Annotated in this window: 11 protein-coding genes; 4 read left to right on the forward strand and 7 right to left on the reverse strand. The window is 72.3% G+C overall.

The features are described 5' to 3' along the window. Positions 1 to 196 precede the first annotated feature (196 nt). The 3 genes from ABZ818_RS12890 to ABZ818_RS12900 all read right to left on the reverse strand — a co-directional run bounded on the left by ABZ818_RS12890 (position 197) and on the right by ABZ818_RS12900 (position 3300). Complete coding sequence (locus tag ABZ818_RS12890) at positions 197 to 1501, reverse strand: LPXTG cell wall anchor domain-containing protein (RefSeq protein ID WP_361413283.1); 1305 nt, start codon at positions 1499 to 1501, stop codon at positions 197 to 199. Positions 1502 to 2107: 606 nt separating this feature from the next. After that, complete coding sequence (locus tag ABZ818_RS12895) at positions 2108 to 2482, reverse strand: transcriptional regulator (RefSeq protein WP_361413284.1); 375 nt, start codon at positions 2480 to 2482, stop codon at positions 2108 to 2110. Further along, the gene (locus ABZ818_RS12900; RefSeq protein ID WP_361413286.1) at positions 2479 to 3300 is read right to left on the reverse strand and encodes a hypothetical protein; all 822 of its coding nucleotides are present in this window, start codon (positions 3298 to 3300) and stop codon (positions 2479 to 2481) included. The genes ABZ818_RS12895 and ABZ818_RS12900 overlap by 4 nt, the downstream gene beginning before the upstream one ends. Positions 3301 to 3399: 99 nt before the next feature. Between ABZ818_RS12900 and ABZ818_RS12905 the strand changes: the two genes are divergently transcribed. The 3 genes from ABZ818_RS12905 (at position 3400) to ABZ818_RS12915 (ending at position 6187) form a co-directional block, all read left to right on the forward strand. Next, entirely contained in the window at positions 3400 to 3696 is a 297-nt protein-coding gene (locus ABZ818_RS12905; RefSeq protein ID WP_361413288.1) for a hypothetical protein, read from the forward strand. Positions 3697 to 3965: 269 nt separating this feature from the next. Beyond that, positions 3966 to 4862 carry a hypothetical protein gene (locus ABZ818_RS12910; RefSeq protein ID WP_361413289.1) on the forward strand — a complete coding sequence of 299 codons (897 nt, stop codon included), beginning with the start codon at positions 3966 to 3968 and terminating at the stop codon, positions 4860 to 4862. Positions 4863 to 5503: 641 nt separating this feature from the next. Then, complete coding sequence (locus tag ABZ818_RS12915; protein ID WP_361413290.1) at positions 5504 to 6187, forward strand: phosphatase PAP2 family protein; 684 nt, start codon at positions 5504 to 5506, stop codon at positions 6185 to 6187. A gap of 93 nt (positions 6188 to 6280) precedes the next feature. Here ABZ818_RS12915 and ABZ818_RS12920 read toward each other — a convergent pair whose 3' ends face one another. Both ABZ818_RS12920 and ABZ818_RS12925 read right to left on the reverse strand, forming a co-directional pair. Next, positions 6281 to 6949, reverse strand: a complete 669-nt coding sequence (locus ABZ818_RS12920; RefSeq protein WP_361413291.1) for a transglycosylase SLT domain-containing protein — start codon at positions 6947 to 6949, stop codon at positions 6281 to 6283. A gap of 43 nt (positions 6950 to 6992) precedes the next feature. Next, positions 6993 to 8174: a TerD family protein gene (locus tag ABZ818_RS12925; protein ID WP_361413293.1), complete on the reverse strand. Its 1182-nt coding sequence runs from the start codon at positions 8172 to 8174 to the stop codon at positions 6993 to 6995. 210 nt (positions 8175 to 8384) lie between these two features. Here ABZ818_RS12925 and ABZ818_RS12930 point away from each other — a divergent pair, with 210 nt between their 5' ends. Then, positions 8385 to 8651, forward strand: a complete 267-nt coding sequence (locus ABZ818_RS12930) for a GlsB/YeaQ/YmgE family stress response membrane protein (protein WP_141359764.1) — start codon at positions 8385 to 8387, stop codon at positions 8649 to 8651. Between the two features lie 22 nt (positions 8652 to 8673). On the opposite strand, the gene ABZ818_RS12935 is transcribed toward ABZ818_RS12930, so the two are convergent. Together ABZ818_RS12935 and ABZ818_RS12940 are read right to left on the reverse strand one after the other, a co-directional pair. Further along, positions 8674 to 8841 (reverse strand): hypothetical protein, encoded by a 168-nt coding sequence (locus ABZ818_RS12935; RefSeq protein WP_361413295.1) that lies wholly within the window; start codon positions 8839 to 8841, stop codon positions 8674 to 8676. A 5-nt stretch (positions 8842 to 8846) separates the two neighbouring features. After that, a complete protein-coding gene (locus ABZ818_RS12940) occupies positions 8847 to 13766 on the reverse strand; it encodes a DNA repair ATPase (RefSeq protein WP_361413296.1) in 4920 nt (1639 codons plus the stop codon). Between the last annotated feature and the right edge of the window lie 26 nt (positions 13767 to 13792).

The raw sequence follows: 13792 nt of genomic DNA on the forward strand, positions 1-13792 counted from the left end.
GCATCGAAGGGCACCCGAGTGCCCAACTGCGTGACAACGCCGACGGACACGCGGGGACGCCTACGGACCATCCGCAGCAGCGCCGCCTCCGAGGCCCTGCCCCCTGTCACCGGCCAGGCACTCCAGTGGTACGCCCCAGAAGCCGGCGCTGTGGAGGCCCTGCGGAGTGCTCCACAGGGCCTCTGCCGTCCACCGGTCAGACGTTGTCCGCGGCCTTGCGGCGGCGTACGGCGAGAACCGCTCCGGCGCCGAGCACGAGGGTGACGGCGCTCGCGAGAGCGAGCGGCGCCATCGCGGAGGACGTACCCGTCGCGGCGAGGTTGCCGCCGGTGTCGGTTCCGGTGGGCGTCACCTGCACCGGCTGCTTGGACGTGCCGCCCTGTGCCGAGGGGCCCGTATCCGTGCCGGGCTTCGCACCGTCCGGCCGCTTGTCGTCGTCCTCGCCGGGACGGCCGGGCTCGGCTTCGTCGACCGGGCCGGTCTTGCTGCCAGCGGGCAGAAGTTCGAAGTCGTAGCGCTTCATCGGGCCCAGGACGCAGGGGTTGTACGCGTCGGAGGCGTCACCGGCGAACAGGGCGAAGGCGTCGGCGGCCTGGGCCGCGGAGTCGACCTCCATCCGCAGCTTCACGTCGTTCTGCTCGCCCGGCTTCATGGTGTCGATGTGCGCGATGTGCTCGGGATTGTCGCCGTTGAGGGCCTGCCAGCCCGAGCCGTTGAACCATTCCACCTCCAAGTCACTCTTCTCACCGCGGTGTTCGTCGGTCACATGGAAGAACACCAGGGGGTCCACGGTCAGCGTGCGCTCGGTTCCGTTGGTCACGCGCAGGGTGAAATCGACGGTGGTCCCGGCAGCGACCGCGGACGGCAGCCCCACCGCGAGCGAGGTCAGCCCGTCCTCACGGACGCACTCCTTGGCGGTGGCGAGTGCCTTTTCGGCGGCCTCCTTGGCCTTGAGGGCCTCCTTGGGAGCGTCCTGGACCAGGCTGTACTCGCGGAAGGCCGCCACCCTGGCGTCGTCCAGCGCGGTGTGAGCCTCCTTCGCCGCGGCGTCGGCGCCCTGCTTGGCCTCGACCGCCTTCGCCAGATCACTCTTGGCGGCTTCGAGGGCTTGCTCCGCCTCGGCCTTCTCGGTGTCGTTCCGGGCCGCTTCCAGCTTGGCCTCGGCGTCCGCGACGGCCTTCTCGGCCGCGTCCTTGGCGCCGGACGCCTCCTTGGCCGCCTTGTCCGCGGCGATCGTGGCCGCCTTCAGCGGGTGCGTGTCGGAGTCCAGGGAGTCCAGGGTGGCCTTGAGCTTCTTCTGCCCTTCCTCCTTGGCGATGACGGCTTCCTCGTACGCCTTCTCCGCGTCGGAGGCGGCCTTCACCAGTTCCGCGTACGTCGGCTGGTTCTGCGTCTGTGCCGCGGACGTCCCGGCGGCGAGTGCCGGAGTGGCGGCGAAGAGCACAACCTGCGTGGTTGCCGCGACGGCGACGGCCACGGCGAGGGTACGGCGAAATTTCACGGGCGCCCTTTCTTGGTCGGAGACGAAGGAGAACGGCCACCGAAAAGCGCACATGGGGCAGCCTGGATGCCGGCGAGTGTATAAGCCAAGTAAAGGGCGGGGTGGCGCTTTTCCGTCCTGCGCATCCCCATGAGGGAAAGCGTCACGGATGAAAGGGGCGAATGAGGATGGTTGTTCAGGACGCCCGCATTCCCCTGTGACTTATATCACTGACACGCAGGCGGGTCCGAGGCTTCCTGGCGCTGTGTCAGGGCTGCCGGGCCGGCACGCTTCGCCTCCGGCACGAGTAAGCGAGCACTGACGAGCCATGGCAGCCACGGGTGTTGGCGGGCGGATCCCCGTGGCCGGGTCCAGAGGCTCGGCTCCCCTGCGGTACGGATCCCTTCGTCGTCTCCGTAGAACGAGACGCTCCGCACGGAGTGTGGATTTTGACATGCCGAATCGCGGAGCTTTCTCGCCGGCGCCGCTCATGATGCGGAGAACAAACGTGCCGCGGCGCGCGGTATTGGATTTCTCCCAGGAATTTCAACGGCCACCGGAAGCACCTCCGGGAAGGACCGGCGAGTTCCTGCACGTCCCGGCCATGGGCACAGCAGCGGCAGGTGATCAGATGGCGGGCCGGCCGGGCTCGGGGCGGGTGGCTTCCAGACGCAGGACCAGGGCGCGCAGGGCACGGAGTTCGGCGTCCAGTGCCTGGGCGCCGGCGCGGGTGAGAGCCACCCAGGTACGGGGGCGCCGGCCGGCGTAGCCCTTCTCCAGGGTGATCAGCTCGGATTCCTCCAGCACCTTCAGATGCCGGGAGAGATTGCCGTCGGTGACGGCGAGTTGCTTCTTCAGGAAGCCGAACTCGACCCGGTCGGCCTCTCTGGCGATGGTGAGGATGCCGAGCCGCACGCGCTGGTGGACGGTGTCGTCCAGCGACTGGGTCGGATGGAGTCCTTCCTGTTCAGCCCGCGCAGCGGTCGAGTCCCCGACGCTCATGAGGCAACCGTACCCGCGTCGACGGAGCCGGGCGTGGCGCGATGACGGGCCGCCGCCCGCTCGACCACGCCGGCGACCAGCAGGATGGCGGCGAGCAGGAGCGCCTTGGCCTGCGGTCCGTCGGTCCAGCCGGGGCTCTGCCAGAAAAGCCATCCGGTGCCCCAGGAGGCACCGAGGTAGGCGGTGAGCAGCAGGCCATGAGCGATGCCCGCGGCCGCGGCGATCCAGCTGCGTTCGGCCGTCCCGAGGGCGAGCAGTCCGATACCGACCAGGTACCACGGGGAGGCATAGCTGTTCTCCAGCAGGTGGACCTCCCAGGGCTGGCGCCTGGCGAACAGCAGGGCCATCAGGGCGCCCTTGATCACCACGGTGGCGATGACGGTCGTACTGATCCACACGCCGCGGCGGGGGACGACACCGCGGGCCTCGCCGCGCAGTCGGTACCAGCGGGCGAAGACGAACCAGGCCAGGGGGAGAAGCGCGAACCACACGCCCCAGGCCACGAAGCGCAGGACGGCGCCGTCGAACTCGCCCCTCAGACAGGGGGCTCCCGGTTCGTGGACGACGCACAGGCCGGTCAACTCGGCGTAGGCGAAGGCCGGATAGGAGTTGATGCTTCGACCGTGGGCTCCGAAGTTGAAGGCGTACCGGGCGATCGGAGCGGCCGCCAGCGCCAGGAGACCGAAGCCCAGCAGGGAGACCCACGAGCCGTTCATCTGCGCGCGGGTACTGGCCCGCAGGCCCTCCGTCGCCGCCAGCAGGCCGGCCGCGCGCGCCCTCGGTTCGGATCCCGTGCTGCTCAGCGACGGTGTTCCCATTCCCACGATGTCCCCCCTGCGGTCGCGCTTCGAACAGCGCTGGGCAGCAGGCCGCCGGTCGGCCCGCCCCCACCCCAACTACTTTGCAACGCAAAGTACATGGTGTGCAAGAGTCCACGTTCACTCACGCAGGACCAGCCGGGGCTCTATCGGTACGAGGACGACCGCGAGGAGCTGGAACGGCTCGTCGTCGAACTCGTACTGGCCCGCGTGGACGTCGAGCCGCCGGACCCCGCCATGCCGTGGCGCGAGCGGATCGAGGTCATGGCGCGGCGGCTGCGCGACGCCGTGGCGGCCCATCCGGCGATCGTCCCGCTCGCCATCTCCCACCGGCACCACTCCCTCGGGGTGCTGAGCTGGTCGGAGGCCGTGCTCTTCGGCGGCCTCGACGCCTGACGGCTGCCCGAAGGCGGCCTGAAGGCACACGGCGCGCCTGACGGCACGCGCCGTCCGTGCCGACGGCGATCGAGCCGTGCCCGCCCCGGAACACGCCGTGCCCCGTCCTGGCCGGACCGCTCGGCAGAGGCCGGGTGTGACGGGATGGGGCCGCCATACGCTGAGGCAGTCGGAATGAGCAGCGAGGGCGTCAGATCCGTAGAGCGAACGAGTAGCAACCGCATGGGATGGACACGGGTATGGGCGACCGACACAGCGACGGTGGGGGCGTGGACCGCCGACGCGCCGGCACGGGCGGCCGCGGGCCCGGCGGCGACGGTGACACCCGCGCCACCGCGCTGGAACCCGCCCTCCGCCGCGCCCTGTGCGCCGAGGCCCTCGACGCGTCGGCCGAACAGCGTGCCGTGGCCGCCTTCCGGGCCGCCCGGGAGGAAGGCGTCCACCAGCAGGCACGGGTGCGGAGACGGGACGACTGGCGACCGCGGCGCGTCCTGGGACGGCGTTCGGTGCGGGCCGCCGTCGCCGTGTTCTTCGCCGGCCTGACGTTCAGCGGCGTGGCGATCGCGGCGATCGGCTCACCGAAGTCCGACGGGAGGGCGGGGGACGACGATCGCGCACGGCGGCATCCGTCGCCCACCGCTCCCCAGCCTCCGTCGCCCGACCGGTCGCCCGCACCGGCATCCGCCGACGCCGCGCCGTCCGGGCCCGCCTCCCCCACGCCCGATCCCTCCGTGACCCGGGACCGCCCGCCGACAGCCAAGGACATCCAGGCCCGCTGCCGCGCGTACGCAGCGGTGAAGGACAGCGGCAAGGCGCTGGAGTCGGCGGCCTGGAAGCGGTTCATCGAGGCCGCCGGAGGCGAGGACAACGTCGACGCCTACTGCGCCGACCAGTTGGCGCAGACCGAGACCGGCAACCCGGGCAAGGGAAGCGGCCCGGACAACGGGAACGTCCCCGGAAGCGGGAACAGCCCCGGGAGCGGAAGCAACCCCGGCAGCGCGAGCGACCCGGGCAAGGAGAACGGACAGCCGCACGGCAACTCGGCCGTCGAGAAGAACGAGAAGACCGCGAAGAACGAGAAGAACGGACAGACCAGTCCACCGGGCCGCGCTCCCGAGGCCGGTGCGGCGAAGACCGGGCAATCCGGCGGGCAATCCGGCACGTGAGCGCTTGGAATCGCATGGAATTCCGTGGAGCCACGTGGAATGACATGGAATGCGGTATGCGAGTTGTGACGCACTGAGTGACGCGATGAGTGCCTTACTGCACAGTTGTGTCGACTTCGTGTCAGTGCACCGGGACCCGTGACATTCGGCGCTCCCGCAGCGCTGAACCTAGTGACCCCGGGCGGGGTCAGGCCGCCTGCTCTCCGGGGGGAGGTACGCGGGCGGCATCGAGCAGGGGCAGACTCGTTCGCACCCCCCCCGTGGCGGGTCTGCCCCTGCTTCACCACTTGGCCGGTGTTCCATCACTCGGCCGGCCCGGCGGCCGCATGAGCCCGCCACCGGAGCGTTCCCCGCGGATTTGCCTGGTCGTGGCGCTGCCGCGCCAGCCGGGCTGGATGGCGGCGAGCGCCAGGACACCCTTGGCCACGACCGCCCGCCCTCAAGAGGCCGCGATCGGCCCGGCGGCAATTCGACGGCGCCTGAAGCAACCCGATCTCCAACTGCTACCGTCTACCAATCTGTAGACGTTCATCCCTCGGACGGCCAGACTTCACGAGGGTTCCACTTCTGCGTCCGCGTGTGTTCACACGCGTTCCCCGGAGCGCTCACGCACGTGGACCCATGGCCCGGAGATCCACCTGATGACGACTTCCTCCCCGCCCGCCACGGGGCTCGACGGCGCGGCCATCGACGGCGGCCTCTACACCGACGTCACCAACTTCGCTCGGGACACGCACTGGCTGAACGAGCCCGCCGCACTCTTCTCCGACCTCGGCATGGGCCTGTTCGCGCTCTTCCTGCTAGTGGCCTGGTGGCGTGCCCGGCGCCAGGGGAACACGGTCATGGCCGCCGTCCTGGCCACGCCGTTCGCCGTGGTCCTGGCGTACGTCGTCAACAGCGGGATCAAGAACGTCTTCGAGGAGCCGCGCCCCTGCCGGGCCCTCCCGCACGACTTCCTCATCGAGGCGTGTCCCCCGGTCGACGACTACGCCTTCCCCAGCAACCACACCACGGTCGCCTTCGCGTTCGCGGTGGCCCTGCTCGTCATCAACCGGTGGCTGGGGTCCATCGCCCTGCTCGCGGCCGTGGCGATGGGGGCCTCGCGCGTCTACGTCGGCGCCCACTACCCCCATGACGTCGGCGTCGGCGCCCTGGTGGGGACCGTCGTCACCCTGATCGTCGTGCTGATGGCGCGCCGGTTCGCCCCGCCGCTGGTGGAACGGCTGGGCGCCGGGCCCCTGGGCCCGCTGCTCGTCGCCCGGACCGCGAAGCGGGCCAGGCCGACGGCGCGCACGGGCCGGGCGGCGGCGCGGGTCCGGACCTAGCTAGTGCTGTGACCGGAAAGGTTTGCCGCGAGCCGGTGAACCTTTCCGGTCACAGCACTGGCCCCCCGCCAGGCAACGGCGCCTCTCGTCGGATCAGGAGCTGACCGCCTGGCCGGCCCTGGCCCAGTTCGCGTGCAGCTTGTCGAGGTAGGACCGGGCCTGGCTGCCGGGGGTGGCCCCGCGGGCGAAGGCGAGCATGTTGCCCTGGCCGGTGTTGTAGCCGAGGGCCAGCAGGTCACTCCTGCTGTACGGGGCCGGCCAGTGGGCGGGCAGCACGGCCGCGAGGTCGTGCAGGTACCAGGCCGCGGCCTCGATGGCGAGGTCGCGGTCGTCGGGCAGTTCGTCCCAGGAGCGGTTCGCGAAGTCACGGTTCTTCTTGGTGGCGTCGAAGGTCGCACGGTGCATGTTGGCGATGCCGAAGGCGGCGTCCGGCTTGTACTTCTGCCAGGCCCGTTCGAGACCGGGCTCGTGGGGCTTGTACGACTCGTTGTAGAGGATCGCCATCAGCAGCCGGGCGCTGACGCCCGCCTGGCCGGCCCTCCGGCGCACCTGGGCGGCGTGGTCGGCCGGGTCGTACGGTCCCGTCGTCGCCGTCGCCGAGGGTCGCGCCGGGCCGGTGGGCGGGGCGGGGACCGGAACCGCCGGCGCGGGCCGGGGAGCGGAGCCGGAGGGCGGCCCGCCGACCGCGCGCACGGCGATGTAGCAGGCGGCGGCCAGAAGCACCACCGCCGGCCAGCGCCGGCGCGACCGGGCACCGGTCATGTCCCGCCCTCTCCGCCCCGCTCCCCGGCCCCGGCGGAGCCGGTCACTCCTCGTAGTAGTTGTTGATCACCACGTCCGGCTCGTCGTCGTCGAACGCCTCGTTCAGCAGGGCCCCGCCGACCAGGCCGGCCGCGCCGGCGCCGATGAGCGCGCCGGTGCCGAAGCGGCGGCCGCCCTGCTGCTGGTCGCCCTGGGGAGCCGGGTAACCCTGCTGCGGGTACCCCTGTTGCGGATAGCCCTGCTGCGGATAGCCCTGCTGCGGATAGCCCTGCTGCGCTTGGGGATACCCCGGGCTCATCGGCTGGGGCGGGGTGTAGAACGGCGGCGCGGTGGTCTGGACGCGCTGCGCGCACTCGGCGCACGCCTGGACCGGCCGGGGCACGCCCCACTGCGGGTACCAGCTGACGCTCGTCGTGCCGGGGCCGTGGCCGGGGTCGAAGAAGCAGGTCATGTCGGGACTCCTCGTGGGGTGCGGCGGTGCGGCGACGGTCGGCGGCTGGGGGGACACCAGGGTCGGTGTCGGCGTCACGGGGACGGCGGGCAGGGGCAGGGGCGGGGGCGTGGGCATGGGGGCCGGCGGGGTCGTCCCGTACGCCCCCGCACCGGGGTCCGGGACGGACGGGGCCGGGTTCGGGGCCGGGCTCGGGTCCGGGGCGGCCGTCTCCCGCAGGACGTCCACGCCGTAGTCGGCGGCGATGCCCGCGAGGCCCGAGGCGTACCCCTGGCCGACCGCCCGGAACTTCCACTCCGCGCCGTGCCGGTACAGCTCGCCGAAGACCAGCGCCGTCTCACCGGCCAGGCCGCCGGCCGCCAGGTCGTACCGGGCGAGTTCGGCACCGCCCTCCTGGTCGAGCACACGGATGTGGGCGCGCTGCACCTGGCCGAAGGACTGCCCGCGGGCCGCTCCCTCGTACAGCGAGACCGGGAAGACCACCTTCGTGACCTCGGCGGGCACACGGGTCAGGTCGACGCCGATCTCCTGGTCGCCGCCGCCGACGGGGCTGCCGCCGCTGTGGCGGACCGAACCGTCGGGGCTGCTCAGGTTGTTGAAGAAGACGAAGTGCCGTTCGGACAGCACCTTGCCGGACGCGTCGCACAACAGCGCGCTGGCGTCCAGCTCGTATCCGGCATCCGCCTGCCAGCCCAGCCCGACCGTGACCGCCCTCAGGCCGGGAGCCTGCTTGCTCAGCGAGACGTTGCCGCCCTTGGTCAAGGGCACACTCATCGAACTCCTCCGCAGCTTTTCCGTTCCCCCGTGTTCATGGAGGTCAACGCGTGTGCCCTCCTCGGCAGTTCCGGGGTTGCGCAATAATGAAAATATGTGGCTGGATGCGGACCGGCCAGGCAACCACGGGCGCCGTCCTTCGCGTCCTGGCCATAGCAGGCATCCGGAACCATGCGATCGGGCAATCAACACTCCTGGAGGACAGGCGACGTGAGCATCATCGGCTGGATCATCCTCGGACTGCTAGCCGGGGCCATCGCCAAGATCCTGCTGCCGGGGCGGGACCCGGGCGGACTGATCGGCACGACTCTCATCGGCATCGCGGGCGCGTTCGTGGGCGGGTGGCTCTCCGCCAGGTTCCTCGACCGGCCCGTGGAGAGCAACTTCTTCGACCTCTACACCTGGGGCGCGGCCATCGGCGGCTCGCTCGTGCTGCTCATCGGCTACCGCCTCCTGTTCGGCAACTCGCGGAACTGATCCGGCGGCACCCGGGAGGCGCTCACTCCTCCTCGGCCGGCGACGGGCACCGGTAGGCGTGGGCCCGGCGGCGGTCGCGGCGGACCAGGACGGTCGTACTGGCCGCCACGATCAGCGTGGCGGTGCTGAGCGGGACCAGGAAGGGCGTCATCAAGGCCATCGCCGCGGTGACCGCCGTCATCGTCTCCATCGTCGTCACTCCTCCTGTGCGTGCTCGGCCGCGTGCCGGGCCCGGGAGGCGGTGCGGCCGGTCAGGGCGGCCTCGATGGCGCCCATCCGGTCGGCCAGCAGGGCAAGAGCGGCGGTCGCGCGCGTGAGGGGATCCCCGGCCGGGCCGCCGAGGGCCTGCGCACGGACGTGGGCCGACTTCAACTCGGCCCAGCGAGTCGCCTGTCGCGCGGTCAGGGTGCCGCGCAGTTCGGCCAGTTTCAGCAGGTTGGCCTCGGCTCCCGTGGTGAGGGTCTGCGCCTCGGCGGTGAAGTGGTCGTCGAGGACGGCGGACAGTTCGGCGCCGTTCATGACGGGCCGCAGCCGCTGGGCGATCTTGTTCATGGTGCGGTAGGAACCCTGGAGCCGGAACGGCGGCTCGGTGCGCGTCGCGTCGGACTGGGCGGCGGAGGCGATGTAGGCGGCGTTGACCGCGAGGACCGTCTCGCGCGCGCTGAGCAGATGGCGCAGCACGGACACGATCTGCTCGACCTCGGCGGGCGCGTAGGGGTGCCCGAGCCGGTCGGCGCGGGCCGCGGGGTCGTTGCCCGCGAGCCGGAGGAACAGGTCGAGGTCGCGGCGGTCGCGGCCGGCCAGCGGGGCCAGCACCGGGTTCGCGGTGAGCGCGTTCTCCAGGAAGCTGAGCGCGAAGACGTCCTCCTTGCCGGTGAGGACGTCGCCGAGGTTCCAGACGTCGGCGCGGTTGGCGAGCATGTCGGGGACGCGGAAGCGCTCGCCCGACTCGGTGTACGGGTTGCCGGTCATGCAGACGGCGAACCGCTTGCCGCGCAGGTCGTAGGTGCGCGCCTCGCCGTTCCGGACGCCCTCGACACGGCGGGTGGCGTCGCACAGCGGGATGAACTTCTGGAGCAGCTCCGGTGAGGTGTGCTGGATGTCGTCCAGGAGCAGCAGGGTGTTGTTGCCCGCCGCCAGCGCAAAGTTGATCTTCTCGATCTCCCGGCGGGCGGTGGCGTTGGGGGCCTCGGCCGGGTCCAGCGAGGTGACGGCGTGGCCGAGCGCCGGGCCGCTGATCTTGACCAGCATCAGGCCGAGGCGGTCGGCGACGTACTCCATCAGCGTGGTCTTGCCGTAGCCGGGCGGCGAGACGAGCAGCAGCAGGCCGCCGGTGTCGGTGCGCTTGGTCTCGCCCGCGGTGCCGAGCTGGCGGGCGAGGCTGTCGCCGATGAGCGGCAGGTAGACCTCGTCGATGAGCCGGTTGCGGACGAACGCGGCCATGGAGCGCGGACGGTGGTCTTCCAGGCGCAGCCGGGCCCGCTCGGTGTCGACCAGGGCGGTGCGGCGGCGCTGGTAGGCGCGGAAGGCGGGTGCCTCCCGTGTCTCGAAGCGTTCGGTGCGGGCCAGGAACTCGTCGATCCGCAGGGTGAGGTTGCGGCCCTCGATGCGCGGGTGGGTGCCGAGCAGGCCCTCGACCGTGGTCACCGGGGAGACCTCGGACTCGTAGCGGGGCAGGTCCGGGCACAGCTCGGCGGCCACCGCCTCGGCCAGGTCACCGGCGGTGGTCTCGGTACCGGTGGAGGTGACGTACGCCGACAGCCACGCCTCGGCCAGCTGGCGGCGCGCGGCGAGGTCGTCGAGCGCGGCCAGGTCCTCGTCGTAGGCGGAACTGCCCACGGTGCGGCGGAACTTGTCGAGCAGGGTGCGGGTGGCGGCGCTGATGACGAACCCGTCGGGTCCGCTCGTCAGCTCCTGGAACAGATACGCCGCGGCAGCGGGTGCCAGGTCGCCCGCGCCCAGGGAGGCCGGTCCGTGGCCGCCCGGGGCGGCCGGCCAGGTCTCGAGGGCCGTCGCGAGTTCCGCCGCGAGTTCGGCGATGGCGGGGGACGGGCCGAAGGCGTCGCGGGCGCGGGCCAGGGAGGCCGCTCGCCGGGTCCAGGCCGTGCGGGCCTGGGCGGTGGTGCCGTGCGCCCAGAACAGCTGGGCGGCGGCCCGCGCGGCGGGTTCGTGGCGCAGGGGTCCGGCCTGCTCGTACAGGGGGAGCAGGGCGGTGAGGATCGCCGTCGCGTCGTGGTCGTGGACACCGCGCTCGTAGCCCTCGTCGTACGCCTCCTCCGCGGCACCGCGCACCAGGGCCGGCAGGTCGGCCTGGGCCGGCGCTGCCGCGCCGTGGCGGCGCAGCAGCCGGGCGGCGAGGTGTTCGGCGCGGTAGACCTCGGGCGACTCGGACGGCAGCCGCCGGTCCCAGTACGGGCGGGTGTCCGCGAAGCCCGGGTCGGTGACCGGGGCGCGGTAGTCGGTCCCGGACAGGGCGAAGGCGAGGCCGTCGCCGTGCGGGACCAGGGTGAGGTCGAGCGGCCGGGTGGTGACGGCGAAGCGGTGGGTGCCCAGGCGGAGGGTGCGGCCGCCGTCGGCGTACAGGTCGGTGCGGTCGCGCAGCGCGCGGGCCGCCTCCTGGCGGGCGGACTTCAGGCGGCCGCTCAGTTCTTCCGCCCGTACCGGGTCGCCGAGTTCGCGCAGTTCGTCGGCGGTGCGGCGGGCCTTGGCGACCAGCGGGTCGGAGGCGAAGAAGGTGCTGACAGCGTCGGCGTCGGCGAGCGTGGCCGCGCGCCGGGCGATCGTCTCCAGCACCCGGCCCGCGGACGCGGCGAGTTGTTCGGCGCGGCGGGCGCGGGCGTCCAGGAGGCCCTGCTTGCGGCCGGAGAAGGCCTCGTAGATCTCGGTGCGCTTGTCGGTCAGCTCGCCGAGGAAGTCGTCGAACTCCGCGAAACGGGACTCCAGGTTCTCCAGCCGCACCAGCATGGAGGCGAGTTGCTCGTCACAGGACTCCGGATCGTCCGCGGACGCCAGCGCGCCGGTGACGGCCTGGCCGAGCAGCGCGAACTCGGCCGCGAACTCGGCCCGTCCCTCCTGGTCGCGCAGTTCGCGGCGGCGGGCGTCGAGCAGGGCGCGGGCGCGGTTGGCCCCGCCCAGCACCTCGGCGATGCGTTCCAGGACGGAGGTGCGCACGGTGGCGTCGCCGATGTCGAGGCCGGCGACGACCTCGGTGACCACGCGCAGCGAGCCGGCGAGGTCGTCGAGCCGGCCGGCGACCGGTGCCGCCTCGGCGACGCTGCCGATCGACTCGGCGTCGACGGCGAAGCGTTCGACCTCCTCGTGGTGGTCGGCGAAGGCGTCCTCGCGGGCCAGGAAGGCGACCGCCCGCTGCCCGAACGTGGCGAGGTCGGCCTCCGCCTCGGCGGCCAGCTCGTCGATGCGGGCGGTGTCGGCGTACTGCATCTCCTTCAGGGTCAGCAAGTGGCCCTGGGACTGTCTCAGTTCGCTCAGGCCGCCGACCCAGGCGGCAGCCCCGCGCGGTGCCTCGCCGCGCAGCCGGCGCACCACCGCGGCGAGCCGGCCGGCGGCCGCTTCGAGCGCGTCGGCGGCCTGCCGGGTCAGCGCCTGTACGGTACGGAACTCCTCCAGCACCTGCTCGGCGGTGGCCCGTACGGCGTCCAGCGGGGTGCGCAGGTCCCCCAGCTCCTCCTCGCCCAGCCAGTGGTGGCTGTCGAGGGCGCGGACGCAGGCTGCGGCCAGCGCCTCGTACACCTCGGTGGTCGGCGTGGTCTCGGCGACGGCGCGGCTGATGGACAGGCAGTCGGAGATGCCGCGTACCAGGTCGGCGTTGCCGACCCGGCCGAGCGGTCCGGTGCCCGTGGATCCCGCGTGGGTGTCGGAGACGTAGGGGGAGCTCCACAGCTGGAGGGGGTGCACGCGGCCCGGCTCGTCGGGGCCGGCCGAGGGGTCCGTGCGCAGCGCCATCAGCGTGCCGTCGTCGAACAGCGCCCAGCCGTGGCAGGACAGCGGGGTGGCGACCTCCTCGCGGATGGTGTTGTAGGACAGCAGCAGGCTGCGTCCCTCGGCGGGCGCGTGGAAGGCGTACAGCACGTCCTCGCCGTAGGGCGAACGCACCTCGCGCTCGAACTCCAGGCCCGCGCTGTCCAGTTCGTAGGCCTTGTGGGCGCCGGTGGCCAGGCAGTAGCCCCCGGGGAACACGATGCCCTGGTCGTCGGGCAGGCGGCGGCAGGCCTGCCCGATGCCGTCGAGGCGGACCACGGCCCTGGTGAGGGTGTGGAAGACGAGGTAGCGGTGGGCCTGCTCCTTGTAGGGGCGGATCCGCAGCAGGATCAGCGGGCCCACGCTCGCGTGCGCGATGTCCGCGTCGGCGAGGGCCTGCAGCGGCTCGTCGACCGGCTCGCTGTGGATGCCCTCGTCGGTCTCGGTGTCATCCTCCGTCTTGACGGTGAGGTGGCCGCCGACGGTGGAGACGAAGATCTCGCCACGCACGGAGACGTGCGGGTGGCGGCCCAGGACATGGTCCCCGCGGCCGGTCGCGGTCCACTCGAAGTCGTGGGACGACGGCGGCACATGGTCGCGTTCGCCGCGCCCGTCCACGAACGCCGCCCGGCCGTCGGCGGTGAGCGTCCAGCGCAGGACCCGGATGTCGCCGGCCTTCTCGCCGGTCCGGAAGACGGCCAGCAGCCGGCCCTCCACGCGGCGCAGGCTCAGCAGCCGGGCCTGCCGGTAGTAGCGGTGCAGGGCCCCGAACTCCCGCACGAAGGCGGGGTCGTCGAGGAGTCCGGGCACCGCGTCCTCGGACAGCCGGTTCAGTTCCCGGTCGTACAGCGCGAGGACGTCGCCGACCTCGGGTTCGGGTCGGTTGCCGTTGTATCCGAACAGCAGACGGTCGCCGACGGCCACGACGTCGCGGGGCACGCTGGGGTGCTCGGTGCGCAGCCGGCCGGTACCGGTGAGGTCCAGGCGCGTGGCGCCGAACTCCTCGGCCCGTCGGGCGTTGAGTCGCTCGGCACCGCGGGCGAGCTCGGCGGCCTGCGCGGTCAGCCGGTCGCGCAGCACCTCGTACGTTCCGGTGTCCACGGAGTCGTACGAACCCGTCTCCAGGGCGGTGGCCATGGGTGGTGCGTCCCTTCGCGAAGAGG

Origin of the sequence: Streptomyces sp. NPDC047453, from assembly GCF_040643155.1 — a bacterium.
GTDB lineage: Bacteria > Actinomycetota > Actinomycetes > Streptomycetales > Streptomycetaceae > Streptomyces.

Coding starts and splice junctions, on each gene's coding strand:
- ABZ818_RS12895 (WP_361413284.1), bottom strand. CDS start 2,482: ATGAGCGTCGGGGACTCGACCGCTGCGCGGGCTGAACAGGAAGGACTC.
- ABZ818_RS12900 (WP_361413286.1), bottom strand. CDS start 3,300: ATGGGAACACCGTCGCTGAGCAGCACGGGATCCGAACCGAGGGCGCGC.
- ABZ818_RS12905 (WP_361413288.1), top strand. CDS start 3,400: ATGGTGTGCAAGAGTCCACGTTCACTCACGCAGGACCAGCCGGGGCTC.
- ABZ818_RS12915 (WP_361413290.1), top strand. CDS start 5,504: ATGACGACTTCCTCCCCGCCCGCCACGGGGCTCGACGGCGCGGCCATC.
- ABZ818_RS12920 (WP_361413291.1), bottom strand. CDS start 6,949: ATGACCGGTGCCCGGTCGCGCCGGCGCTGGCCGGCGGTGGTGCTTCTG.
- ABZ818_RS12925 (WP_361413293.1), bottom strand. CDS start 8,174: ATGAGTGTGCCCTTGACCAAGGGCGGCAACGTCTCGCTGAGCAAGCAG.
- ABZ818_RS12935 (WP_361413295.1), bottom strand. CDS start 8,841: ATGGAGACGATGACGGCGGTCACCGCGGCGATGGCCTTGATGACGCCC.
- ABZ818_RS12940 (WP_361413296.1), bottom strand. CDS start 13,766: ATGGCCACCGCCCTGGAGACGGGTTCGTACGACTCCGTGGACACCGGA.